This window comes from Roseburia sp. OF03-24 (assembly GCF_003463035.1).
Lineage (GTDB): Bacteria > Bacillota > Clostridia > Lachnospirales > Lachnospiraceae > Roseburia > Roseburia rectibacter.
This window is the reverse complement of the sequence record NZ_QSCK01000017.1, coordinates 64,466-86,535: the sequence shown is the minus strand read 5'-3', so window position 1 is coordinate 86,535 and position 22,070 is coordinate 64,466. Positions and strand designations below refer to the sequence as shown.

Below are 22,070 nucleotides of genomic sequence, written 5' to 3'. Positions count from 1 at the left end.
TATTGGATAATGCAATCCGGGAGAGTGAAAAGGTACTGAAAAATACCGGAAAAGCGGTCATTCATCTGAAATTAGAGTGCGAAGATCATAAACTGATATTTGCGGTGAGAAATCCGGTGACAGAAAAGGTGGAAATTGAAAATGACACGATAAAGAGCAAAAGAGGGGATCATCACGGCATTGGGCTGTTAAATGTAAAAGCAGTTGTGGATAAATATGGCGGTGATATGGTGCTTTCCTGCGATGAAAATGAATTTAAGGCTGTGGTTATCTTGTAAAGAGATGGTCTTTGTGTGCGTAATATGGTCGTTTGATGATATGGGACTAGGAGAACAGGTTATTTTATCCGATAAAAAAATAGAGGAAATAAGTATGTTATGAGAATTTTAAAGAATGAATATGATAAATGGATAAGTATATATAGAGGTTAAAATATATGCAGAGAAGGTAGAAAATATGAGGTGAATTCATGGGAATATCGATTTCAAATGCAACGAGTTCTGCTATTACAAAATATAGTGTATCGCTGAGAAGTGGAGAACCTGATTGGTCTATGATTCCAAGTGCAGGGAAAAGCAATAAGTCACAGGCAGAGTTTGTCTCTGAGATTAAGGAACTGGCTCAGAGAGCTGCCAACACTACGAGTAAAACGGAATTAGAATCTATTCACAGGCAGAGAACAAGGTTATGTGCAGAATACATATCCGATGTATCCCCTGACAGAAAGGCATTATATCAGCAGGCTAAAAATGCGGTAAAAAGTCAAAATGGTAATCCGAAATGCAAAGGAATCGGAGAATTATCATTGCTCGATTTTCTGGAGAGGGCAGAGGGGAAAAATAACAACCTTGCGCAAAAGAAGTTTGCTCTGGCGGGAGGAGGCACACTGGAATGTCCGATTCTGACAGGCGAAGGATATGGTGCCGACATTTCTTATCAAGGAACAAAAGTGTTGACCTATCTGGGAGATAGTTATGGATGGGGATGCGAAAGAACTCCGGCTGAGCGGGAAAAGGAAAGAGAATTTTACGGAATTTACTTCAATGAATACCATACGCAAAAGAATGCCCAAAGCTCAGAATTGAAAGAACTGCCGAACTATTTGGAAGAGAAAACGTCTTTTGATAGGAAAGCGTAAGGATATAGGTAAGATAACAGGTTTAATATGGGAGGATGTTTTATGTCAAAAATAACGGATTATGCTTTTTTGTTTCAAAAATCATTTGGGACATCAGGAGTAAATGCAATAGGCAGTTTTCAGTTGTCCCAGTTGAACAGCAGTTCTGTTCAGTCCAAGTTAAAAGCTGCCGGGATTAACACAAACAGCAAACAATATAAAGCCGCAGTAAAACAAATGATGTCTGCTGGAAATGGTGCAATGTATGGCAATATTCAGGGAATAAAAAATCTGATGAGTCATTATGACAAGGATGGAGATTATATCAACCCTGTAAATGGACTGGCAGGACTTTTAGTGACAGATGAAAATGAAAGTTCGAGAAAACGGATCATATCAATTCCGGATAGCAGCAAAGAAGAAATGTATGAACTGACAAAAAAAGAGTTCCTGCGTGAAAACGGTGTCCACAATGGAGATACAACAAAACGTTCCGAGGTATATAACAATTTGTACCGCAAAATGCAGAAAAAGGACAGATTGGCTGCCGGGTACACCCTTGAAAAATATGAGAGAATTTACAGACAGGCATTTTATGATGCCGCAAAAAAGGCTGATCCTAACTGGAAAATTGGTAAGCCAATCAAAGATGGTGCATTAGATAGTGTTACAAGAGAATTGGCAGAGTCGGGGAAATCTCCTGCACAGGCAACGCTTGATACTAAAATTTAACATATCAGGTATATTTGAATAATTAAAAAGAGAAAATTTTGAGCTGATTGGAGAAACAAAAATATGAACATTAGTTCTAGCCTGAATACCGTATCTTCATCATACGGTCAACAAAAAGGTAATCAAATGAAAACTCCTGCATCTGGGGAAAAGACATTTTATACGGCAGAAACACCAAAGGTATATCAGATATTTACAACAGATAATATGTTGTGGACAGGAGGTAATGGTACAGGTCTTTCTTATTGTCTTAAATATGCGGATGATTCGACGGATGAAAATCCTGTGGTGTTAGCGAAAGGTGTGGATGAAAACGGGAAAGAGTTTGAGCAAAGAATTTATATCAATGATGTTAATCCATCAAATGCTACAGTAGTCGAAATGCGTGCATTGGAGGCACATTACAAAGTGGAAAAGCAGGGAGGTTTCACGTCTCTGCCGCTTGAAGCTGGTAATATGGGACTTAACGACAGAAGAGATTTTATCGCAATGTTCAAAAAAAGCATAGAAGATTTAAACAAATTGGGAAGGTTTGACTTATCGTTGCTTTGGACGAAAAGTATGGATGCTTATCTTGATTTGACAAGTGCAAATAGTAAGTATAAATAGTGCTTAGTCATTTGAACATAGGAAAAAAGAGAACTTGGATTACATATCATATTGAGGCTGAGAGAAATCAAATAGGTGACATAGTCGGAAGAACTCCGAATAATGAAGAAAAAATATGTAAAATAAAATGAAAAAAGTTTATCGATAGGGTTCCAGTATGATTTACATGATACAGATTATAAGACTTATATAAGGCAGGGGGATAATATGGTTACTGTAAATAATTCTGACTATTATAACAACATTCCAGCTGGCAGGGATTTAAACAAGCTGCCCAATAATTCCAGCGCCGGTACAACTGTAGGATATCAGTATGATGGACTTACAGAGGAAGATCGTTTCGTACAAAAAGTTTTGCAGGAGCATTATGATAAAGTGTACAAAGAAAATTTGTCTCATTCTGATCCAATGGCATATATCGAATCAAAATATTGTGATGTGACCTCACCTAATTTTTGCTCATATATGACAGAAGATCAGCGTTCCATAGCTTACCGCAATGAGAAAAGAATGTTACAAACAGGAGGAAAATATTCGGCTGGATTTGCCCGGTATGATTATGCATTAAGAAATTACAAGGATGTATATACAGGTGGTTCAAGAAGTGTTGGTTATGTACGCAATACTGACAGGGAAAAACAGTATGCCAGAAGTGTTGTAAATCAGCAGATTTCAAATCTACTTTCAAAGAATGGGATATCAATATCAAAACAGGCAGATTTGGTATTTTCTATTGATCCATATACATATCAATTAACAGTGTCGGGAAATGCAGATAGAGATACATTATCGCAGATAGAAAAATTACTGAATGAAGGGGATAATGCGAAAAATATATGGACACATGCGTGGATTTGTATGCATGATGCAGATAATGAAATTGTTAATTCGCAGGCAAATATGACAAAGGCAAACCAATATTCTTTATGGCATGAAGTGTATGAGACAACTGGATATGATGCACGCAATGCGACATATAAAAATGGTACTTTTATTGCAGAGGATGGTACAGATTTACTGGCATTGTTTAAGGAAAAATCTAAAAGTGGCGCAGGGTATGAACTTTATTCTAAGAGATGGCTGCAATATGCTAAGAATGGTTGGAAAAAAGAAAATGATTTGGTATTGAAAATAGGATTTGACAGCAGTGGATTGTATGATATAGGGCAGGAAAAAGGATATGGAGCAACACAGAATATGTGGATGAAAGGTGTTAGCCAAAGTATGTTTGAAGCTAGAGTGTGACCAATGGATGACAGAAAGTATGAACCGCTTTATGAAGTCGTTGAATAAAATTTTATACGAAAACTTCAAGCTGTTGGAGGTGGATTTATGGGAATCTCTTTTTCAAATATAGGAACAGTTGGAAGGGAACAGTTAATTACTTCTGGTAGTAATGGAGAACCAAACTGGTCTTATATTCCATCGAAAGGAAAAAGTACAAAAAAAGCGAATAACAGAACCTATCAGTTTGCAGACGAAAAAACCAAAAAGCAGATTGCTTATATGAGTGGTTATTACCTTCAGACAGTGCCGCAGAGTGTCAAGGCAGCATATCTGCAACAGGAAAAAGAATTTTATATCGTGTTGGCATCTAAAATAAGAGAATAAAATGCCGGGAGGAATTAAAAAAATGATTGGAAGTATAGGAGCGGAGAGCCGTTATTCAACAGGTTATAACAACCTAAAACCAAATCGGAACCAGAATAAGTGGGCTGATACTTTGGCTCAGACGGTGGATAAGGAGGATATTAGCAGTAGAGCGGATATCAATCGTGCTAAGAAAAGTACAGTGATGGATTCTTATCTGGCACTGTCAGGAAAAACGATAAATACTTTGAAACAGGAATATTCAGAGTACGAATCCGAAAATTATAGAATCGTACCCGATAATGAAGCTGAATGTTTTGATATATACAATAAAGACGGGGAGCGTTTGGGGGCATTTTCCTATTCTGATATAAAAATAAGACAGGATGAAACAACAGGAAAGCAGTTTTTGATTTCTGAGCATGGAACGATGAGTTACGATGCCCTGGTATTAGATGATGAATTAAAAGATGCATTGCAGAATGTAATGGATAAAGATTCGCTGGATGTGGAGACTTTGCAGGGATTTACATTAAATACACATTCAGGTACCGGCATCCAGTATTTAGTAAAAGACGGTGAGAAAGGCAGAGGTGGCAAGGTTCTTCTGCAAAATGAAGCGGATCGGAAGAGGTATGAAGAATTAGCGGAGATGTATTTTGACAAATACCCTAATTTAATTGAGAGTCGGGAAGAAGGTTTTATCTGGGCTGATTTAGAGATTAGAGGAATGGCAAAACGGACAGATCAGGGAATTATATCCATAGGAGCTGATGGAATGTCATACAGTGACAATGAAAATTATAAAAACAATTGGAGTGTCCGGTTTTCTGGTTCTATGTATGAAAAGCTGTATGAATGGCTTCAGAATAACAAGGATAGCATGGAGGAAATCCATAAATTTTCTACATGGCAAAAGGTTTTTGACGAAATTGGTGGAACGTATGAAAGAGTCTGGTCGAAAGAAGAACTGGATCAGGGATATTTGAATAATTGAAAGAGGAGGGATAGAATATGTCAGTGGCGATAAATTCAAATTATTATGCAGGATACACTATGAATTCAGCCAATAAGTTTAAAAATGTATCAGACTATTCAAAGTATTTGACTAACAAGTATAAATGTTTGACTCCATGCAAAAATGCTTCTGTATTGATTGACAGAAGTGTAATGCAAAAGGCATGTGGAGATGAAAAAACTGCGAAATGGCTTGAGGAAAATTTAGCAATTATGCCAGATGTTATACGAAATGCACAGAAGGCGGCAATAAGTCATGGTAGTAAACTGATATCAGTGGAGTTTAAGTTTACGAATAATGGAACCGAAATGACAACCTGTGGCATTTTTGGAGAGACTGGTACGGATTCAGAAATTGACAAATGGCTGGAGAGAATGAAAGAGGATAAAGAAAAAGAAGATAAAAAAACAGAAAATATGATTGCTATAGAAGCGACAACTAAAAATAAGGTAGGTTTTGATACATATGCATAGTATCAATTTCTATATCCAATAAATCAATTAAAGGTTACTACTTGGGCTTCGGATGGAGAGAGCAGGTACGGTTCTGACTGACAGAAGAACCGTGGAAAGGAGTTAATATGGGATTAGGCGTTAAAAATTCAGTTAAATCCGGGCGGGAATCTGACCTATCAGTATTACGCAAGTGATATCCGGGAAATTTTAGCATATAACCGGACACAGCACAAAGATATTATGTCTGAGTTGAATGTACAGTTTGTTATAGCAGACGGTACAATTCAGATAAACTGATTGGAGGAATAGAAGTATGCACATCGGTTTTGGTCAGAATACCGTATCTTCATTGTACGGTCATCAAAAAGGCGATTATATGAAAACTATAGGGTTTTCTCATAAAAAGCATAAGGCAAATGAATCGCAAGAAAAAATGACCGTAACATCCGGCAAGGACGTATGCCGGAAGATAGGACATTCAGATGAAGTCGATGGGGAAAATCAGGAAAACACATATATACATGATAGTTTTGCCTTAGACGCTAGTTACGCAAATTATATCAGAGAAACGGTGCCTAAAACTGTTTGGTCAAATGATTATCTTCGAGAATTATGGGATGAAAAGGCTAAATATTTAAAAAGTATCCGTGAAAGTAAAAATGGGTATGGTTTCGATGATATTGGAATGGGAGCTACATATGCCTATTCTACTATGTATCAAAAAATTGTAGAAGGATATAGGAATGGAACAAGAGAAGTGTATGTATGCGATAATCCAGAGAGTGGAAAAAGACGTCTGTTGTCAATGGATGAAGAATTGGAAAAGCTAAATAAAGGTTTTGAGGAACTGATAAAATGGGACAAAATGGTTGCCAAAAGTCAAAAGCAAAATGCAGAAAATAAGCAGAAATTTCAGAATACAAAATTGGATGAATCGTTTGATGCCTTTGATATAAATCAGGCATGTGATTATATTCAAGATTCTTATTTAGAGTTCCGTTCACTTTATCTGGAGCAATATGAAAGAACGGGAGGAAATATAGATATAAAGTCTTTGTTTTCTTCTGTTTTAAGAAGCGGAAATCAGGATATGCATAAATATTGTGAATTTCTGTTTGAAAAAATTGGTTTTATTGTTTAATGCGGGTATTAAAATGTTTGAGAAATATTGAAATAATAAGGAAAAAGCAAGGGAGGGCAGTGGACTATGAACATTTTAAATAAACAGATTGATTCCATCTATGACCGACAGAAAAATTTATATAGTAAATATCCGCATTATAGCCAACAGAATGCAGAAAGTAAAAAGGTATGCGAACAAGAAAAAATCACAGCAACATCTGGAAAGGATGTATTGGGTATCACAAAAGGAGATAAAGAAAATTCTTATATTGTGCATTTCTCTGATTCTGCAATGGTCAGCAGGGCAGTTGCAAGAGGATATGTTACGGTCAATGGTAAAGAGGTGGAATTGACGGAAGATACCAAGCAGCAGTTGTTAAAGACAGACAAAGAAGCAAGTGCTGCGAGAGAAAAGGCATATCAGGATTGGTTGATAGTTTCTCGCAACTCTATTTTACCATAAATCTTGAGGAGATATTTTATTTTAACAACAAAAAATGCCGTATTTATGCGGCTTTTGGCGTTTCGCAAACGCCTATTTGATATAAAGGCATGAAAAAGTGCTGATAAAGGAGGATTAAAAATGGCTATTAGTGGAGTAGGACAGAGTTATTATCAGAACAATGTTGCAACAACGAAAAGTACAAAGAGCGTAAACAGCACGGGAGAAACGGGCAATACAAAGGAATTATCAGAAGCGGAAGAAATGGCGATTTTCAAAAAGGAATTTTATGCTGAAATTGATAAGATACCCAGAAATAGAACTATAACCAATGTGGCTATCAACATATCAGAGGAAGCATTTAAGAATATGAAAGATGATCCGGAGTACAGGGAAAAGATATTATCAGCACTTAAACGTGACTTAACTTCGTCCTTTGCACCGTTGGAAGCTTCTATGGTGCTCACTGTAGGAGCTACTGCTAAAGATTATAGGGGCGATTCATGGTCTGGTGTTAATAATCAGTCGGAATTTTATGCTCGTTCACAAAACAGTTTTTATAAAAAGACAAGCAACAAGAAAGATAGACAAAAAGAGCTTTTGGAAGAATATCTGGAAAAACGGGCGCAGGTTAAAAAACAGCAGCAGGAAATGTTGAATGAAAAGATTGCAAAGCAGGAACAGGAAAGAAGCCGATTATTACGGTCGTGGAACAATGAAAGGCTGTTGTCAAAAGCGTCTAATGCTTATGAAGCAAGATACCAAACGGCAGTTGTTAAAGGTAGATAAAGAAGCAAGTGCCGCAAGAGAAAAGGCATATCAGGATTATGTTATGCAGTATGAGATGGCGGTTGCAAAGCAACAGAGTGAAGCGTGGAGAAAAGCGATAGATGGAGTGCCGGATAGTTTAAGAATGTTGTTGGAAATAAATAATACTGAAAATGTGCCGGAATATTCAGAAAAACAAAAAAGCAATATAACGATGCAATCAAGGCTTATGATCATACCGGTAACGGTGTAAGCTGGTCGCAGTTTGAATGGAAAACTTACGATACACAGATGACAGTCACATTTGAGGATTCGGTGAAAGTTGAAAGCATTTCAAAAAATGGAAAGTTTAAGTGTATTATGGAGCCATATCCGGGTAATGAATTAGATTTTTAAAAAGTATTTCATGTAGGAGTCAGAGCATATTACTGACTCCTATGCAGAAAGGAGAACAATTTTATGAGTATAACGAAAGTTGGAAGTTCCTATAATTTCATTTATAACACAAAGACAGGTAAATTATCTACAAAAGATGGCAGCAAAAATGAATTTGTTGATTTTTGCAATGGAGATGTAAAGGGAGAAGATACAGAGACACTGAATCATTTTGATGAGCATACAAGATATCAGTTTACAAGAATGCTGTTTGCATATGGAACCGGAATGACCGGACAGAATCCTTTTGCCAATGATGAGAAAGTCGAGATTACAGCGGATATAGACAGTGCAACCCATACTTCCTTTTATGTGAATGGGCAGAAAGCGTTTACGGCAATTACGGGTATGTCATATCTCCCATCCGAGATTCAAACCTTTGGAACCGTACAGCAGCCATTTAAAACCAGAGGGTACAAACCATATGATCCCAGTACAAACAGTATCACGATTGGGGTTGGAAGCAGATTTAATCTTGGAAATGGATACAGCATGACGGTACAGGAAGATTTTGTCTGGGGCGAGGGCTATGGAAACGGAAGCAAGGCAGATGATGAAAGATGCAATATGATGATAGGTGGTCTGAGCTCCCTGATACATTTTGCGGATCAGCAGTATTTTTCAAGTATGACAGATACATACACCGATTATATTTTAGATTTTCTTGCGTCACAGGGAGTGGATACAAGCAGAGAATTTGTGATAAACGGGACACATTGCGAACTGGTAAATGGGAAAATAAGTGAAGTTGGTAACGATTATGTGGTGCCTAGTTCCATTCAGCAGAAAGCAGTGAAAAGATATGAAGAAAGTATGTCACAGCTTTTGAATAGCGGAACTTGGTATAGATGGTCATAAAAGTAATAGATCACTTGGACCGTTATGGAGAGTGAATAGATTCCGAATGACAGAGGAAAGGACAGCATATCTGCAACAGGAAAAAGAATTTTATACAGTGTTGGCATCCAAAATAGGAGAATAATAAATGCATGATGCAAAAATGATATTGAGATAGGAGGAGTTCCATATGAAATTAGGGGAAGAAAACAAAGACTGAAAAAGGAACATTTATGGCATATGCTTCTTGTTCATGTACTTGCTTCTGTGTATGTAAGTGCCAGAACTGTAATAGATCATTGGGGAGAAGAAAATAGAAATGGAAATAAACAGTAATCATTCTACATATGGGGCAGCATTTCGTCAAAAACCGATTTTTTTCATGTCTGGAAAGGAAACAGTGGCATTTTTTGAAGGAAAACTGAAGAAAAATATGACACTTCAGGAAGATTCCTGTACACTTGGCAGCAATGACACTTATCGCAGACAGCATACCACTTATGAGGTTTCGGACAAGAAGAAGGGAAGTACGTTTCTGGATCTGGATTTTCTGATTAAGGACGAAACCAGCAGTCTGAAAGGAAATCTCAGTGATAAAAAGGATGTGGATTTCTACAACTTTTCCATTCCATTTAATCGAACCATACAGAATTATTTTGGGGTTCAAATATACATGGACATGCCGGAAGGCTGTGATTATGACCTCACCTTATATGATGAATATGGCAATCAGGTCGGAAAGGCAGAATGGGACGGGGAAGGACGTAAAACACTGACCATCCCGAACTGGGATACAAATACCAATAAATATTGTATCAAAATAGAAAACAAAAATGGGGAAGAAGTTTCTCCGCATGATTATTATAAAATCAGTTTCAAGGTTACGGAAAATAAAGAACAGGAAAAGACCGATGCCATAAGGGAGGCATTCGGGAACCTTCACGGTGCATACAGCCGGAAAGATGAAAATTGGAGGGAATACCTCGACAAATATAATGAAGTCCTGATGGATACAGAGAAAAATTATACAAAAGAAATGGAGAAACTCCACCAGAAGCAGTTTGAAAGTCTGCCGGAAGAAAAACAATACAAAGGCGGGCGCACAGTGGATGAATTGTTGCAGGACATGGCAGAAGGAAAGACACTGGATGATGCGGAAATGGAGTATGTGAAGATTTTTGCCAATCTGAAAGATTTTGAGAAAGCACAGCAGAAGGCGGAACTGAAACATGATTTTTCCGAGGATTTTGTAAAGGATCTGGAAAGCAAAGGTATCTCCCGTGATGAGCTGGAGGGAATGCAGATAAAGATTGAAAGCAATGGGAATGTAACAGTGAGCGGTATCGAAGATAAAGAAGTCCGGGAACAGGTTCAGAAACTGGTAGAGGAAAAGTACAGTGACCGGATGTATCAGTATTACACAGGAATTGCTGACAGTGTGGGAAATCTGTCGTCCAATACCTACCAGTATGCCACGGATGTGCAGGAAGTCAGGCGTTACTTAAAAGGGGTTACGGGAGAAGATATTTCTCTGGAGAACCTTTACCTGACACCAGACGGAAAGATTGGCGGGCTGCCGGAAAAAGCTGCTAATCTGATTAACAAAACAAAGGACAATGCCAAGATAGAGCGGATAAAGGATGCATTGATAAATATTATAGGACATAACCGGACAAGCGGTGATCTGGGGATTCCAGACTTTACTTCGGAGTTTCAATTCAGTAATGGTGCTTTTTCTGTGGCAGACAGTGGTTTTACGGTGGATATGGCGGCATTGGATAGAAGGCTGACGCCACAACCGCATGATAACATGTATTCGGATATGTATGCGTATAGTTTCAGGAAAGTATTATGATTATGAAAAGTAATTATACACAAGGAGAATGAACAGATGGTAATAACCCGCACAGTAGAGATGCATGCGCAGCTTGTGGGATATGATTTTAAGAAAAAAGGTTTACCCACTGATAAAAATATTGCAGTAGAAAATAGTAAAGTTTCCAATGATTATTTCTGGAAAACAAATAAATATACGGATCAGGATGTGTTTGGAAGAACACTGGATCTGACGGCACTTATCAATAAGCCGGACGGATATTTAAAGGGAAGTTTATCGGATACGGAGGATGTGGACTATTACGAATTCAATATTACAGAGTACCGGGCATTAAGTTTCGCGAAGGATACCTATAATAAGGATATTACGATCACTTTAGATCATATACCGGAAATAATGTATATAAAGTTGATGATTTAGGCAGATATTATATGTTTGCATAAGATATATATACAAGTATGAAACTATAAAAATATAGTATGTTTTATGTGGTAAAAATATTGTATTTATGAGACTTTTGGTATTTCACAAATACCTAAGAAAAAATAAAGTAGAGGAGAGTGTATATTATGAATATTGATTACAGTCAGTTTTACAGAGGAACAACGAATATTCCCTCATATGGGAATGGTATATATAAGAAAGACACCCTTGTAAAGTATGAATTTAACACTACAGATGAACATGGCAATAAGATTATGGACAAGATGTCAAGGGAAGAAACCCTGCAGGCGATGAAGGACATCGGTTCGCAGTATGGAGATGCGGTTATTGTTGAATTTTCGGGAGATGGAATGGCTGCACTTGTGGAAAACAAGAAAGGTATAGTGGATGCCAATGTAACACAGGAGCAGCGGGAATCAATGGAGGCGAGAAATGCAGCGTTCCAAAAAGAAATTACGCAGGTTGATAACTCCCTAGAACTTCCGGCATATTCCGGAATGTATGGTGCAGACAAGGCGGTTGCATCTGCGGTGGAGAACTGCAGCAAAGAGGAACAGGGATTTGTGTATGATATCATCCGTCAGAATTTCCTTGTTGGAAATACTGGCTCTATGACAGAGGAAGAACGGCAGGCAAATATTTCACTTGGTATGAAAAAAGCGGAATATGCGGCAGAGAATTTTATCCCGGAAGATAGCATAAAACCATTTTTGGAAGCAATGGAGTCTATCGCAAAGCTTGCGAGCGCAGGAAAAGCTGACAATAACGGAAATATGGACTATGGAGTAGGGAAAGGTACATATCTTGGACATGGTAGCAATATTGTAAAGACTACAAATGCGCTTGATATGATGAGGACGATGGACGGCAGTGCATACACGGAATATCAGAAGATTAGTAAAGAAAGCAGCAATGAGGACAGACAGCTTAATGCATTAAAATACCTTACAAATTGGTATGAAGGGGCAGTGAAAAAGAATCCTTCGATGGTTGATAATTACGAAAAGCAGTCGGAGGAATATGTGGAGAAAAATGTAAAAGATCAGAAGCTGGATGCAACTTTTTCAGATATAAAGACAGAAAATAAAGCGGCTTTTTTTGAAAGTCTGAAAGTGTTCCAGAATAATAATCCTAATTTTCTCTCATCTATCATAAATCGGGAGCTGGCATCTAAATTTTGGAGCATTTGATAAACGTAGATTGGAAAAGTTATAATTGCTCGGAAAATGGAAGATAACAACAATAAAGTGTAGAGTGTGCCTTTCACATAGGGACACTTGTTACAAGCAATATTGTAAATGATACAAGTGGAGATTAAGGCACAAATATGATAAAAACAAAAAATATTTCAGAAATGTTGACTTCTTTAATTGAGGAGTATCGTTTTAATAAAAATACTCTTTCAAAATATTTAGAAATAACTGAAGAAACAATAGATGGAGTAGTAATGGGCAATGTGGAATGTTTGCTAGATGATCCTGCATTGCGTCTTAAAATACTTAGTAAAGCAGGATTTCTGTATTTTGGAGCGATTGAAGATAAGGATAGGCAATTAAGCGGTTTTTTGGAAGTGCTTGTTTCCTATCATGGCATATCCAAGCTAACGATAGCAAAAATGGCTGGTGTTGAGGAAAATGATATTGACAGGCTTTTAGTCAATCCACCAGAAAAGATTGAAATCGAAGTAAAGTATAAAATTGCTGTGACGGTTATGGAACTGCGATTTTGGCTAAAAGATTGTGAATCACCGATATAATCGGGATTTGTGAGTAGAGGGCACTTATGAAAAATAAAAGTATCAATCAAGTTTCCATAATAAATGGTGAAGATGGTCCCACAAGTGTTTTTATATTTGGAGAAGCTCAAAAGCAATCTCTAAAGATTAGAATCCGAAAAGCTATCTATCAATCCAGACGAAAAAGGATAGAAAAGAGAATAGCGGCCAACCCGCATACCCTTGCGGAAGTGGTGCAATACGCAAAGGATCATTATGATTTAGTGGAAATCAATCCTGCCGCAACAAATTGGATAGAACGACAGAAAAATCTAAAAGCTAGTTTGATTATGCAGCATAAACCAGAACTTTTGGGCCAAAGGAAGGATATTCCAAAACCAGATTTTCATAATGAAGAATCTGTTAAAAATTTTTTGAATGAAATGGAAATTAGAAATAAATTGATTGACCAAATGCCTGATAATGTAATTCCCATGGATTTTCATTTATATGAAATAAAAATTGGTGAGGATTTAATGGAAATAGAGGTAGATTATACCTGGAATATATTTGGAATATCTTACTCTGGCAATAAGTCGGTCATAAAAAGGTTTAAGAAAATAGCCAGAGATTTATATTGTTATTATGGTGTCAGTGAGGAGGATATAAAGAACCGGACAAAAAGATATTCTTCACTGGTAACGGAATTGAGTTCATAATTCAGAATTTTAAATAGAGGTGTATAGTAGGGTTAGTTCAGGAAGTGATTCGTTTTATTTATATGTAGAAGATGGCAATGGAAATGTTAATTATACAACAGTAAGTAAGAGTGGAACAATAACAATTAATGATTTTAATGGTTTTGATCCGTCAGGCAAGTGGAAAATATGGATTGTTACAAAAGGAACAGTTTCAACATCCACTGAAACAATAAAAGTATATTATACATATTAAAAATGTAATGTGGCTACAATTTTGTATTATAGGAGAGAGTGAAATATGAATGTAAATATTAACAATAAAAATTTATTTTCGCAAAGTTTGCTAATAAACAAATTCTTCTTTCAGAAAAATTTCTCACACAAGCAGACTGGGATTACGACCCTAGATTCTGGGTGTCAATATAGAAATAACAATTATTACTATAATAAAGATGGTGTACCTTTTTTATCAAAGGAACAGGCAGACCGTTGTATCAATGGTAAGGATTGGAAAAAGATAGTGTCTGTATCGGATAAGGTGAAGTCGGATTTAGAAAAGGTTGTAAAGCAGGATTTTATCAGTAGCAATGGTGCATATATACCAGAAGAAAGCAAGAGACATGATGTAATCAAACAGTATTTGAATACGATTCCTTCTGAACAGCGAAATTCCGCTTCGTGGACATTGAGCAGAATGGCTGGAGATTATGCTTCAAGAATGGAGACACTGGTAAAGAAAAATAATCCTGGATGGAAGCCGGGAGATGCATTTGATACAAGTATTTTAGATCAGATGGATGATACTCTTTGTGGATTAGATTTTAAAGTATAGATGTAGGTGAGAAAAATCCAACAGGTGGCATAGTTGGAAGGACTCCGAATAATGAAAGGAGATATGTTAATATGGCAGTTACAGGAATAGAAACTTATGCGTCATATACGAATCGTTATGGCGATACACAAAATGCTGGAAACAAAACGGGCAGGACATATAAGAATGCTCATGAATATAAGAACTATTTAACACAAAAATACGATTGTTTACGAAGCAGGGATTATTCCGTAAATATAAACAGTTCTCTTTTGTCAAAGGCTATGGGAGATGAAAAGACAAAACAATGGTTGGAGTATAATCTATCTTTAATACCGGAAAGTATCGAAAAATTGAAAGCTGCTCAAAGTGCTCGTGGCTGTAAGGTACTGAGTGTAACGGATACAATAAATGGATATGATAGCATAACAGAAGAAGTACTGGTAACAGATGAGGTTGATCCGGGAACAGAAAAAGCAAGGAAAGAACTTGAAGAAAGACTCGAGAAAAGGAAAGCAGAAAAGAAAGAGACAGAGGAAAGACTGGAAAAACAGCGTGCCGAAAAACAGGATCAGGAAGAACGGCAATATAATCTGAAAATTGATGGAAAAGATGTAGCTGACCTGACAGGAAAAATGGTGGAATTGGTAGGTACTTCAATTCCTATAGGAGTGACGGAAAGCGGAGTTTCGACATTTGATGTGCTGGCATAGAAACTGATATGAGTATGCCGGGATGTATTGACATGCAGAATGTATTTTTATTTCTTTCGGTGGGACTGGTTGCGATTAACCTTATCCTTATGGAGTTCATGCAGAATACCATTGAAAAAGAAGAGAGAATAAAAATTGCGGTACTTACGGAACAAAATCAGAAAAATCGTATTGCAGATTATCAGGACCGGGAAGAAATCTATGAGCGTCAGCGAAGAAAAATGTACGATTATAAAAATCAGCTTTCCACAATCCAGACGTTGATTAAGAATGGACACACAGATGAGGCACTTTCATTTACGCAGAAACTGACAGAGAGCATAGCAGTTGAGATGTCGGCAATCAACACGAACCATCCGGTGGTCAATGCTGTTTTAAACCAGAAGTACCGCAGCATGCAGGAGAAACACATAGCGGTTATCCTGAAAGTAGGGGATTTGCAGGAGATTTGTCTGGAAGAGGAAGAGATTGTGATTCTGCTTTCCAATTTACTGGATAATGCAATCCGGGAGAGTGAAAAAGTACTGAAAAATACCGGAAAAGCGGTCATTCATCTGAAATTAGAGTGCGAAGATCATAAACTGATATTTGCGGTGAGAAATCCGGTGACAGAAAAGGTGGAAATTGAAAATGATACAATAAAGAGCAAAAGAGGGGATCATCACGGCATTGGATTGTTAAATGTAAAAGCAGTTGTGGATAAATATGGCGGTGATATGGTGCTTTCCTGCGATGAAAATGAATTTAAGGCAGTGGTCATCTTGTAAAGAGATGGTCTTTGTATGCGTAATATGGTCGTTTGATGATATGGGACTAGGAGAACAGGTTATTTTATCTGATAAAGGAAATAGAGAAACTGAGCAGATTATTAACATTGGAAAAGTTATAATTTTTTGGAATAGAGATGGGAGGATGTTTTATGTCAAAGATTACAGATAATGCTTTTTTATTTCAAAAAACATTCGGGACATCAGGAGTAAATGCAATAGGCAGTTTTCAGTTGTCTCAGTTGAACAGCAGTTCTGTTCAGTCCCAGTGTCCACAATGGAGATACAACAAAACGTTCCGAGGTATATAACAATTTGTACCGCAAAATGCAGAAAAAGGACAGATTGGCTGCCGGGTACACCCTTGAAAAATATGAGAGAATTTACAGACAGGCATTTTATGATGCCGCAAAAAAGGCTGATCCTAACTGGGAAAACAGACGGTACAATTCAGATAAAAAAATAAAGCAAAGGTAATGAAATGAATAATCAATTTATACAAGGAGTAACATTCGATTGGGATAGAATTGATAACGATAGTTATTTAAAGAGAATTGAGGCTTTTGGGGGTGTTAAAAAACTTGATTTCAACAAACCGGTTACTTTTTTTGTCGGAGAAAATGGCAGTGGTAAATCCACTTTATTGGAGGCACTTGCCGTAGCACATGGTTTTAATCCTGAGGGTGGAACAAAGAATTATGTTTTTTCTACGCATGATACACATTCAGAATTATGTGATGCGATAAGAATTTCAAAAGGCTATCGGAAGGAAAAATGGGGATATTTTCTTAGAGCCGAAAGTTTTTATAATGTTGCAACGCAGGAAGAAGAATATGCAGATTTTGCGCATCCTTCTGCTAAATATCATGAAAGGTCACATGGAGAGAGTTTTCTCGCGTTAGCGCAGAACAATTTGCAGCCAAATGGTCTGTATCTTTTTGATGAACCGGAAGCTGCATTATCACCTCAGAGACAGCTTACATTGTTAATACAAATATATAGATGTGCAAAAGAGGGAGCACAATTTTTTATAGTTACACATTCGCCTATTCTGTTAGGCATACCAGATGCAGATATCTATTGTTTTGATAATGGAAGCATACATTTATGTGAATATGAAGAAACAGAGAGTTATCAAGTGACAGAAATGTTTATAAACAATAGGCAGATGTTGCTGGATAAATTGTTGATAGAGTAAAGAAACAATGTGTTAGGGCACAAATATGATAAAAACAAAAAATATTTCTGAAATGTTGACTTCTTTAATTGAGGAGTATCGTTTTAATAAAAATACTCTTTCAAAATATTTAGAAATAACTGAAGAAACAATAGATGGAGTAGTAATGGGCAATGTGGAATGTTTGCTAGATGATCCTGCATTGCGTCTTAAAATACTTAGTAAAGCAGGATTTCTGTATTTTGGAGCGATTGAAGATAAGGATAGGCAATTAAGCGGTTTTTTGGAAGTGCTTGTTTCCTATCATGGCATATCCAAGCTAACGATAGCAAAAATGGCTGGTGTTGAGGAAAATGATATTGACAGGCTTTTAGCCAATCCACCAGAAAAAGTTGAAATCGAAGTAAAATATAAAATTGCTGTGACTGTTATGGAACTACGGTTTTGGTTAAAAGATTGTGAGTTGCCGATATAATCATGTGGTGCTTGGGAAACTGGTGGAATAACAGGAAATGTAATTAGAATAAAGAAAGATAGAAGGCGAGTAGCAGATTGGTGTCTGCTGCTCACTTTTCGTTTATGGGGGCATGTCGCAATACGACTTTTAAAACGTTGCATTGCAATCTGTTTTCGGGTATTTCTCGTTGGTATCATTACCATAAAAGCGAGGTGAATTCCATGAAAGCAGAGAAGAAGGAAATCAATATACAGATCGGAAAAAGGTTGCAAACCGCCAGAGAAAACAGTGGATATACGCAGGAAGTTTTTGCAGAGACGCTGGATGTAGGGGTAGAGCATTATCGCAAAATCGAAAGTGGTGTCTATGGCTTACAGCCGGAGAAAATGCTGGTCCTGTATGAGAAGTACAGGACTGAGCCGACTTATCTGGTTACGGGGGATACAAATCATAAGGTTGATATTGAACTGTTCCTTGCAAACTGCAGCAGGGAGGAACGGGATGCATTTATAGACCGTATGCTTGCGTATATGAGAAAGCTGATGACAGGTCGTTAAAGCAGCACAGTCTCCGGGATGTATATTTGATCAATATATTTTGAGAAGGAGACGATATATGAGGGTAGCAATCTGCGATGATAATCAGCAGGACATTGAAAGGATCAGACGCTATACACTGCGTATGATCGATTATGCGGTGGAGTATGTGTTTTATACCAGACCGGAAGAATTATTGAGGGAATGTGCAGATGCGGAGCAAAAGCCGGATATGTACATTCTTGATATTGAGATGCCTGGAATGGACGGACTGGCGGTGGCAAAACAGATCCGTGAGACAGATTCCAAGGCATTACTGGTGTTTCTTACCAGCTATACCAAATACATGCCAAGTGTATTTGAAGTTGTCACATTTGATTTTATTCCAAAACCAATCTCAGAAGAAAGGCTCCGTGTGCTGTTTGAGAAGGCAGGAACCTATCTGAATCTGACCAATCAGAGTTTCTCATTTAGTTACCGCAGGGTGCGGTACAGTCTGAAGTTTGACGAAATCCTGTATCTGGAAAAGCGGGGGCGTCAGGCGATAATCCACACAAAGAAAATGAAATATCAGTCCAACATGAATCTGAATGAAATATGGGAGAAACTGGATGAGCGCATGTTTGCCGCCGTTCATGGCTTTTTTATCGTTAATTTGAAACATGTTCATTCTGTATCCAGCGGCATGGTCATGCTTACAGACGGCACAGAGCTGGGAGTGACAAGAGGGTACCGGAAGGAGCTGACGGAAAAGCACATCGCATTTGTGCAGGGAGGAATGTGACATGGCATTATATGGGGTGAGGCTTGTCATAAATCTTTTTGACCTCTGCATTTACCGCAGGTATTTAGAGGAGTTCATTGGAAACAGAAAAACTTCCATGGAGTTTTCTGTTCTTCTGCTGATAGTGTGCGAGCTGATTGGAAGTGCGGTGAACCAGATGGGGATAAGCTGGCTGAATTTTGTGACGATGGTGGCGATTCTCTGTGTATATGTCTGCCAGTATGAGGCAGGGATTGTAAGCAGGCTGATTGCGGTTCTGCTGTATATGGGGATTATGGGAGTTGCAGAACCGTTAGGATATTTGTTTAATAAGGCATTCATGGAAAAGGTGTTGGACGATACCACGGTTTCATATTATTTTATCGTGTTTTTTATGGCATTTTTGAAAGCAACAATTGTGGAGGTGTTTTGCAGACTGAAATCTGGAAAAAGCATTCGACTATCAGCAATGCCAAAAGAAACGCAATATATGTTGACAATGATACCTTTATGCAGCCTGATCAGTTGCTTTTTACTGATAGAGGTTGCAAAAGAATTAATCTCGGCACAGATGGTCGTGCTGTGCATGTGCATCATCTTTGTCATTATCATCACTAATTATGTAATTTTTCTGATGATTGAAAAGTATACGACAGTGGAAGAAAAACAGCACGAAGAGGAAATGATCCAGAGGGAAATCTTATACCGGAACGAATACTATCAGGACATGGAACGGTATCAGGAACAGATACAGGACATCCGGCATGATATGAAGAACCGGCTGACGGGACTGCTCGCAGCGGCGGAACAGGGAAGTGCGGAACTGATCAAGGACAGACTGCAGGAAGTATTGGGAGATATCCGGCTGGCAGAAGAGATCATTTATTCCGCAAATCCTGTGGTGAATGCCATATTAAAAGTAAAAAGCGTAAAGGCAAAAGAGAAAGAGATACCGATGCAGGTTACAACGCTGCTCCCCCAGAGAGTATCCGTAGATATCGGGGACATGGGTGTTCTGTATGGGAATCTTTTGGATAATGCGATAGAGGCAGCGATGGCAGTGGAACAGGAAAAACGGTATGTTCATGTGGAATCAAAGTTTCAGGAGGGCAGACTGCTTTTATCCATTAAGAACAGCAAGCCATCCGGGACAAGTTCCTGTCAACAGACAAGCAAAAAAGATAAAATAAAACACGGCAGGGGAATCCGTTCGGTGCGGAAAGTGGCAGAAAAATACGGTGGGGAGCTGATATTAAAGGATCAGGGGGAACATTTTGAGGCAGTCCTTCTGCTCAACGGAGTTGCAAAACTGGAGTGAGACTGCAACTTATTACAGCAAACCTGCAACTTGTTACAGATAGATTGATTTTTACATGGAAACTGTTAGAGTGAAAACATCAAAAAAAGGAGGGTTTTACTAAAAATGAAGAAAAGAAACTGGATGTACCGACTGAGCAGCAAATCCATGAGTGTGATGGCAGCACTGGCACTTATGGTGACAACCATGGCAACGAACCGTTCCTGCATGTGGTATCTGGGACAGGACAAGATGCCGGAAGATTCCAAAAAACTCAGAAGGTTTTAAATCATGACGAAATGGCTCAGCCATCGTATGGTTGAGCGGGGAATCATAAAAGAGGAGGAGCAGGAATTATACCAGTTTGGAATACGCAATGGTATGATCCTGCTTCTAAACGTTGTGACGGCACTGGTCATCGGCCTGCTCACAGAGCAACTGGCGGTTGTGGCAGTGTTTACCCTTTCTTTTATGGTTCTTCGCAGCTATACTGGTGGATATCACTCAGACAGCAGGATTTTCTGTTATCTTGGTTCCAATCTGGTGCTGCTGGTTCCGGTTTATACACAGGCTGTGTTTTGTAAGACATCGCTGGCATGGCTGCTGGCAGTATTGCTGGTGTCCGCAGGGATTATTTTTTTACTCAGTCCCATGCACAGCAAGAACCGAAAACTGGATAAAGAGGAACAAAAAGCATTTTGGCAGAAAAGCAAGGCTGATTGCAGCGTTGGAACTGGCTGTGCTTGGCATTTTGTGGCATGCAGGCCAGGTACTGTATGCTTACGCTGTTTATACAGGAATCTGCATCACGGCACTGTTTATGCTTATAGGAAAAGCACAGCTATGGATACAGTCACATACCGAAAATAGATAGTCCTTTCCGAACAAACGGAAGGGACTTTTTTTCTGGAAAACAGGAAGGATGACAATCCAAGACGGTAACTTATTACAGGTACCGTAAGACTTATTACACTTATATTGAAACGCACTTTCTTTCCAAGTATAGTACCGCAAAAAGGCTTAGGAGAAGAAAGGCGTGGCATGTTTTGGGGAATTCATGCCGCACCGGATTGCAGGGGGCGGCAGAAAGGGAAAAGTTCATAAGGATAACATCCGGGTGCAGTTTTGCATGCTTTATTTTGCATGGGAACAGCACCTTTTTTTATTGTCTTTTTCCAGTGAAGTAAAACCCAGAGGTCCTCCAGATGTCCTTCATTTCAAAAAAATTACGAAATGGAGGACATTTGAATGTCAGAATGGATCAGGATCAGAGTAAAGGATTTTTATAAAGATGCAGTTGGAGAGCTGGAATACACCTATGTGACCAGAGAAGTCTACGAGGCACTTGCCGATACGTTCCGCAAAGAAGCCCACGCACAGGAAATGCGGGATATCAGACATACGACCAAGGACGGATATACAGAAGGAGAAACGGAAGATCTGGTGGAGCTGACCGGGGAATCGGTAGAGGATACGGTCATCCGGCAGATGGAAATAGAAACCCTGCAGAAAGCAATGCAGTCACTCACCCCGGTGCAGAGAGAGCGGCTGCATTTTTATTTTTTTGAGGGCATGACATACCGGCAGATTGCAGCGAAAGAAGGGGTTGGAGAGAAGAACATCCGGGAGAGCATAAACGGTGCGGTAAAGAAAATAAAAAAATTTTTTGATTAATACCCCCTCAAAACGTGTTTTTCTGTGAGTACCTTATGAGAGGAACTTTTTCTG

At 38.3% G+C, this 22,070-nt stretch carries 30 protein-coding genes; all 30 read left to right on the top strand.

All coding sequences use genetic code 11. The features are described 5' to 3' along the window. Positions 1-278 (top strand): GHKL domain-containing protein (locus DXA60_RS19250; RefSeq protein ID WP_243006848.1); only part of this gene is annotated, 278 nt, incomplete at its 5' end. Between the two features lie 191 nt (positions 279-469). Then, positions 470-1,138 (top strand): hypothetical protein, encoded by a 669-nt coding sequence (locus DXA60_RS10490; RefSeq protein ID WP_117465419.1) that lies wholly within the window; start codon positions 470-472, stop codon positions 1,136-1,138. Positions 1,139-1,180: 42 nt separating this feature from the next. Further along, the gene (locus DXA60_RS10485) at positions 1,181-1,849 is read left to right on the top strand and encodes a DUF3879 family protein (protein ID WP_109258908.1); all 669 of its coding nucleotides are present in this window, start codon (positions 1,181-1,183) and stop codon (positions 1,847-1,849) included. 63 nt (positions 1,850-1,912) lie between these two features. Continuing rightward, entirely contained in the window at positions 1,913-2,458 is a 546-nt protein-coding gene (locus DXA60_RS10480; protein WP_055040309.1) for a hypothetical protein, read from the top strand. 207 nt (positions 2,459-2,665) lie between these two features. Beyond that, positions 2,666-3,703 carry a DUF4885 family protein gene (locus DXA60_RS10475; RefSeq protein WP_117921153.1) on the top strand — a complete coding sequence of 346 codons (1,038 nt, stop codon included), beginning with the start codon at positions 2,666-2,668 and terminating at the stop codon, positions 3,701-3,703. An 87-nt stretch (positions 3,704-3,790) separates the two neighbouring features. Beyond that, on the top strand, positions 3,791-4,069 hold the full coding sequence (locus DXA60_RS10470; RefSeq protein WP_117921152.1) for a hypothetical protein: 279 nt from the start codon (positions 3,791-3,793) through the stop codon (positions 4,067-4,069). Between the two features lie 22 nt (positions 4,070-4,091). Further along, positions 4,092-5,045, top strand: coding sequence for a hypothetical protein (locus DXA60_RS10465; RefSeq protein WP_117921160.1), 954 nt, complete (start codon positions 4,092-4,094; stop codon positions 5,043-5,045). 17 nt (positions 5,046-5,062) lie between these two features. Beyond that, complete coding sequence (locus tag DXA60_RS10460) at positions 5,063-5,539, top strand: hypothetical protein (RefSeq protein WP_241070793.1); 477 nt, start codon at positions 5,063-5,065, stop codon at positions 5,537-5,539. Positions 5,540-5,834: 295 nt separating this feature from the next. Continuing rightward, positions 5,835-6,662: a hypothetical protein gene (locus DXA60_RS10455; RefSeq protein ID WP_117921151.1), complete on the top strand. Its 828-nt coding sequence runs from the start codon at positions 5,835-5,837 to the stop codon at positions 6,660-6,662. 66 nt (positions 6,663-6,728) lie between these two features. Next, positions 6,729-7,106, top strand: coding sequence for a hypothetical protein (locus DXA60_RS10450; protein WP_117921150.1), 378 nt, complete (start codon positions 6,729-6,731; stop codon positions 7,104-7,106). Positions 7,107-7,226: 120 nt separating this feature from the next. Next, positions 7,227-7,874, top strand: a complete 648-nt coding sequence (locus tag DXA60_RS10445) for a hypothetical protein (RefSeq protein WP_015516270.1) — start codon at positions 7,227-7,229, stop codon at positions 7,872-7,874. Continuing rightward, the gene (locus tag DXA60_RS19245) at positions 7,834-8,106 is read left to right on the top strand and encodes a hypothetical protein (RefSeq protein WP_241070792.1); all 273 of its coding nucleotides are present in this window, start codon (positions 7,834-7,836) and stop codon (positions 8,104-8,106) included. The genes DXA60_RS10445 and DXA60_RS19245 overlap by 41 nt, the downstream gene beginning before the upstream one ends. Positions 8,107-8,312: 206 nt before the next feature. After that, on the top strand, positions 8,313-9,146 hold the full coding sequence (locus DXA60_RS10435; RefSeq protein WP_055068427.1) for a hypothetical protein: 834 nt from the start codon (positions 8,313-8,315) through the stop codon (positions 9,144-9,146). Positions 9,147-9,444: 298 nt separating this feature from the next. Next, positions 9,445-10,980 carry a hypothetical protein gene (locus DXA60_RS10430; RefSeq protein ID WP_117921149.1) on the top strand — a complete coding sequence of 512 codons (1,536 nt, stop codon included), beginning with the start codon at positions 9,445-9,447 and terminating at the stop codon, positions 10,978-10,980. A gap of 36 nt (positions 10,981-11,016) precedes the next feature. Continuing rightward, positions 11,017-11,382: a hypothetical protein gene (locus tag DXA60_RS10425; RefSeq protein WP_241070791.1), complete on the top strand. Its 366-nt coding sequence runs from the start codon at positions 11,017-11,019 to the stop codon at positions 11,380-11,382. A 149-nt stretch (positions 11,383-11,531) separates the two neighbouring features. Continuing rightward, on the top strand, positions 11,532-12,596 hold the full coding sequence (locus tag DXA60_RS10420; RefSeq protein WP_117921148.1) for a hypothetical protein: 1,065 nt from the start codon (positions 11,532-11,534) through the stop codon (positions 12,594-12,596). A 137-nt stretch (positions 12,597-12,733) separates the two neighbouring features. After that, positions 12,734-13,162 carry an HTH domain-containing protein gene (locus DXA60_RS10415; RefSeq protein WP_117921147.1) on the top strand — a complete coding sequence of 143 codons (429 nt, stop codon included), beginning with the start codon at positions 12,734-12,736 and terminating at the stop codon, positions 13,160-13,162. Between the two features lie 26 nt (positions 13,163-13,188). After that, complete coding sequence (locus DXA60_RS10410) at positions 13,189-13,839, top strand: hypothetical protein (protein ID WP_055171124.1); 651 nt, start codon at positions 13,189-13,191, stop codon at positions 13,837-13,839. Between the two features lie 280 nt (positions 13,840-14,119). Further along, positions 14,120-14,653 (top strand): DUF3879 family protein, encoded by a 534-nt coding sequence (locus tag DXA60_RS10405; RefSeq protein WP_117921146.1) that lies wholly within the window; start codon positions 14,120-14,122, stop codon positions 14,651-14,653. A 71-nt stretch (positions 14,654-14,724) separates the two neighbouring features. Continuing rightward, on the top strand, positions 14,725-15,345 hold the full coding sequence (locus DXA60_RS10400) for a DUF6033 family protein (protein WP_199536208.1): 621 nt from the start codon (positions 14,725-14,727) through the stop codon (positions 15,343-15,345). A 32-nt stretch (positions 15,346-15,377) separates the two neighbouring features. Further along, positions 15,378-16,112: a sensor histidine kinase gene (locus DXA60_RS10395; protein WP_243006847.1), complete on the top strand. Its 735-nt coding sequence runs from the start codon at positions 15,378-15,380 to the stop codon at positions 16,110-16,112. Positions 16,113-16,439: 327 nt separating this feature from the next. Further along, positions 16,440-16,589, top strand: coding sequence for a DUF3879 family protein (locus DXA60_RS19775; protein ID WP_243006850.1), 150 nt, complete (start codon positions 16,440-16,442; stop codon positions 16,587-16,589). A 4-nt stretch (positions 16,590-16,593) separates the two neighbouring features. Then, the gene (locus DXA60_RS10385) at positions 16,594-17,310 is read left to right on the top strand and encodes an AAA family ATPase (protein ID WP_117465412.1); all 717 of its coding nucleotides are present in this window, start codon (positions 16,594-16,596) and stop codon (positions 17,308-17,310) included. 25 nt (positions 17,311-17,335) lie between these two features. Then, positions 17,336-17,764 carry an HTH domain-containing protein gene (locus tag DXA60_RS10380; RefSeq protein WP_117921144.1) on the top strand — a complete coding sequence of 143 codons (429 nt, stop codon included), beginning with the start codon at positions 17,336-17,338 and terminating at the stop codon, positions 17,762-17,764. A gap of 203 nt (positions 17,765-17,967) precedes the next feature. Beyond that, a complete protein-coding gene (locus DXA60_RS10375) occupies positions 17,968-18,303 on the top strand; it encodes a helix-turn-helix domain-containing protein (RefSeq protein WP_117921143.1) in 336 nt (111 codons plus the stop codon). A 58-nt stretch (positions 18,304-18,361) separates the two neighbouring features. Beyond that, complete coding sequence (locus tag DXA60_RS10370) at positions 18,362-19,066, top strand: LytR/AlgR family response regulator transcription factor (protein ID WP_117921142.1); 705 nt, start codon at positions 18,362-18,364, stop codon at positions 19,064-19,066. Between the two features lies 1 nt (position 19,067). Further along, positions 19,068-20,363, top strand: coding sequence for a sensor histidine kinase (locus DXA60_RS10365; RefSeq protein ID WP_117921141.1), 1,296 nt, complete (start codon positions 19,068-19,070; stop codon positions 20,361-20,363). Positions 20,364-20,468: 105 nt separating this feature from the next. Then, entirely contained in the window at positions 20,469-20,630 is a 162-nt protein-coding gene (locus tag DXA60_RS10360; RefSeq protein WP_006859203.1) for a cyclic lactone autoinducer peptide, read from the top strand. Between the two features lie 3 nt (positions 20,631-20,633). Next, positions 20,634-21,212 carry an accessory gene regulator B family protein gene (locus DXA60_RS10355; RefSeq protein ID WP_243006846.1) on the top strand — a complete coding sequence of 193 codons (579 nt, stop codon included), beginning with the start codon at positions 20,634-20,636 and terminating at the stop codon, positions 21,210-21,212. Between the two features lie 378 nt (positions 21,213-21,590). After that, a complete protein-coding gene (locus DXA60_RS10345; protein ID WP_117921140.1) occupies positions 21,591-22,016 on the top strand; it encodes an RNA polymerase sigma factor in 426 nt (141 codons plus the stop codon). Positions 22,017-22,070: the final 54 nt, after the last annotated feature.

Bases quoted from the DNA above. Each gene is read 5' to 3' on its own strand.
- DXA60_RS10490 (WP_117465419.1), top strand. From the start codon at position 470: ATGGGAATATCGATTTCAAATGCAACGAGTTCTGCTATTACAAAATAT.
- DXA60_RS10485 (WP_109258908.1), top strand. From the start codon at position 1,181: ATGTCAAAAATAACGGATTATGCTTTTTTGTTTCAAAAATCATTTGGG.
- DXA60_RS10480 (WP_055040309.1), top strand. From the start codon at position 1,913: ATGAACATTAGTTCTAGCCTGAATACCGTATCTTCATCATACGGTCAA.
- DXA60_RS10475 (WP_117921153.1), top strand. From the start codon at position 2,666: ATGGTTACTGTAAATAATTCTGACTATTATAACAACATTCCAGCTGGC.
- DXA60_RS10470 (WP_117921152.1), top strand. From the start codon at position 3,791: ATGGGAATCTCTTTTTCAAATATAGGAACAGTTGGAAGGGAACAGTTA.
- DXA60_RS10465 (WP_117921160.1), top strand. From the start codon at position 4,092: ATGATTGGAAGTATAGGAGCGGAGAGCCGTTATTCAACAGGTTATAAC.
- DXA60_RS10460 (WP_241070793.1), top strand. From the start codon at position 5,063: ATGTCAGTGGCGATAAATTCAAATTATTATGCAGGATACACTATGAAT.
- DXA60_RS10455 (WP_117921151.1), top strand. From the start codon at position 5,835: ATGCACATCGGTTTTGGTCAGAATACCGTATCTTCATTGTACGGTCAT.
- DXA60_RS10450 (WP_117921150.1), top strand. From the start codon at position 6,729: ATGAACATTTTAAATAAACAGATTGATTCCATCTATGACCGACAGAAA.
- DXA60_RS10445 (WP_015516270.1), top strand. From the start codon at position 7,227: ATGGCTATTAGTGGAGTAGGACAGAGTTATTATCAGAACAATGTTGCA.
- DXA60_RS19245 (WP_241070792.1), top strand. From the start codon at position 7,834: ATGAAGCAAGATACCAAACGGCAGTTGTTAAAGGTAGATAAAGAAGCA.
- DXA60_RS10435 (WP_055068427.1), top strand. From the start codon at position 8,313: ATGAGTATAACGAAAGTTGGAAGTTCCTATAATTTCATTTATAACACA.
- DXA60_RS10430 (WP_117921149.1), top strand. From the start codon at position 9,445: ATGGAAATAAACAGTAATCATTCTACATATGGGGCAGCATTTCGTCAA.
- DXA60_RS10425 (WP_241070791.1), top strand. From the start codon at position 11,017: ATGGTAATAACCCGCACAGTAGAGATGCATGCGCAGCTTGTGGGATAT.
- DXA60_RS10420 (WP_117921148.1), top strand. From the start codon at position 11,532: ATGAATATTGATTACAGTCAGTTTTACAGAGGAACAACGAATATTCCC.
- DXA60_RS10415 (WP_117921147.1), top strand. From the start codon at position 12,734: ATGATAAAAACAAAAAATATTTCAGAAATGTTGACTTCTTTAATTGAG.
- DXA60_RS10410 (WP_055171124.1), top strand. From the start codon at position 13,189: ATGAAAAATAAAAGTATCAATCAAGTTTCCATAATAAATGGTGAAGAT.
- DXA60_RS10405 (WP_117921146.1), top strand. From the start codon at position 14,120: ATGAATGTAAATATTAACAATAAAAATTTATTTTCGCAAAGTTTGCTA.
- DXA60_RS10400 (WP_199536208.1), top strand. From the start codon at position 14,725: ATGGCAGTTACAGGAATAGAAACTTATGCGTCATATACGAATCGTTAT.
- DXA60_RS10395 (WP_243006847.1), top strand. From the start codon at position 15,378: ATGCAGAATGTATTTTTATTTCTTTCGGTGGGACTGGTTGCGATTAAC.
- DXA60_RS19775 (WP_243006850.1), top strand. From the start codon at position 16,440: ATGCAGAAAAAGGACAGATTGGCTGCCGGGTACACCCTTGAAAAATAT.
- DXA60_RS10385 (WP_117465412.1), top strand. From the start codon at position 16,594: ATGAATAATCAATTTATACAAGGAGTAACATTCGATTGGGATAGAATT.
- DXA60_RS10380 (WP_117921144.1), top strand. From the start codon at position 17,336: ATGATAAAAACAAAAAATATTTCTGAAATGTTGACTTCTTTAATTGAG.
- DXA60_RS10375 (WP_117921143.1), top strand. From the start codon at position 17,968: ATGAAAGCAGAGAAGAAGGAAATCAATATACAGATCGGAAAAAGGTTG.
- DXA60_RS10370 (WP_117921142.1), top strand. From the start codon at position 18,362: ATGAGGGTAGCAATCTGCGATGATAATCAGCAGGACATTGAAAGGATC.
- DXA60_RS10365 (WP_117921141.1), top strand. From the start codon at position 19,068: ATGGCATTATATGGGGTGAGGCTTGTCATAAATCTTTTTGACCTCTGC.
- DXA60_RS10360 (WP_006859203.1), top strand. From the start codon at position 20,469: ATGAAGAAAAGAAACTGGATGTACCGACTGAGCAGCAAATCCATGAGT.
- DXA60_RS10355 (WP_243006846.1), top strand. From the start codon at position 20,634: ATGACGAAATGGCTCAGCCATCGTATGGTTGAGCGGGGAATCATAAAA.
- DXA60_RS10345 (WP_117921140.1), top strand. From the start codon at position 21,591: ATGTCAGAATGGATCAGGATCAGAGTAAAGGATTTTTATAAAGATGCA.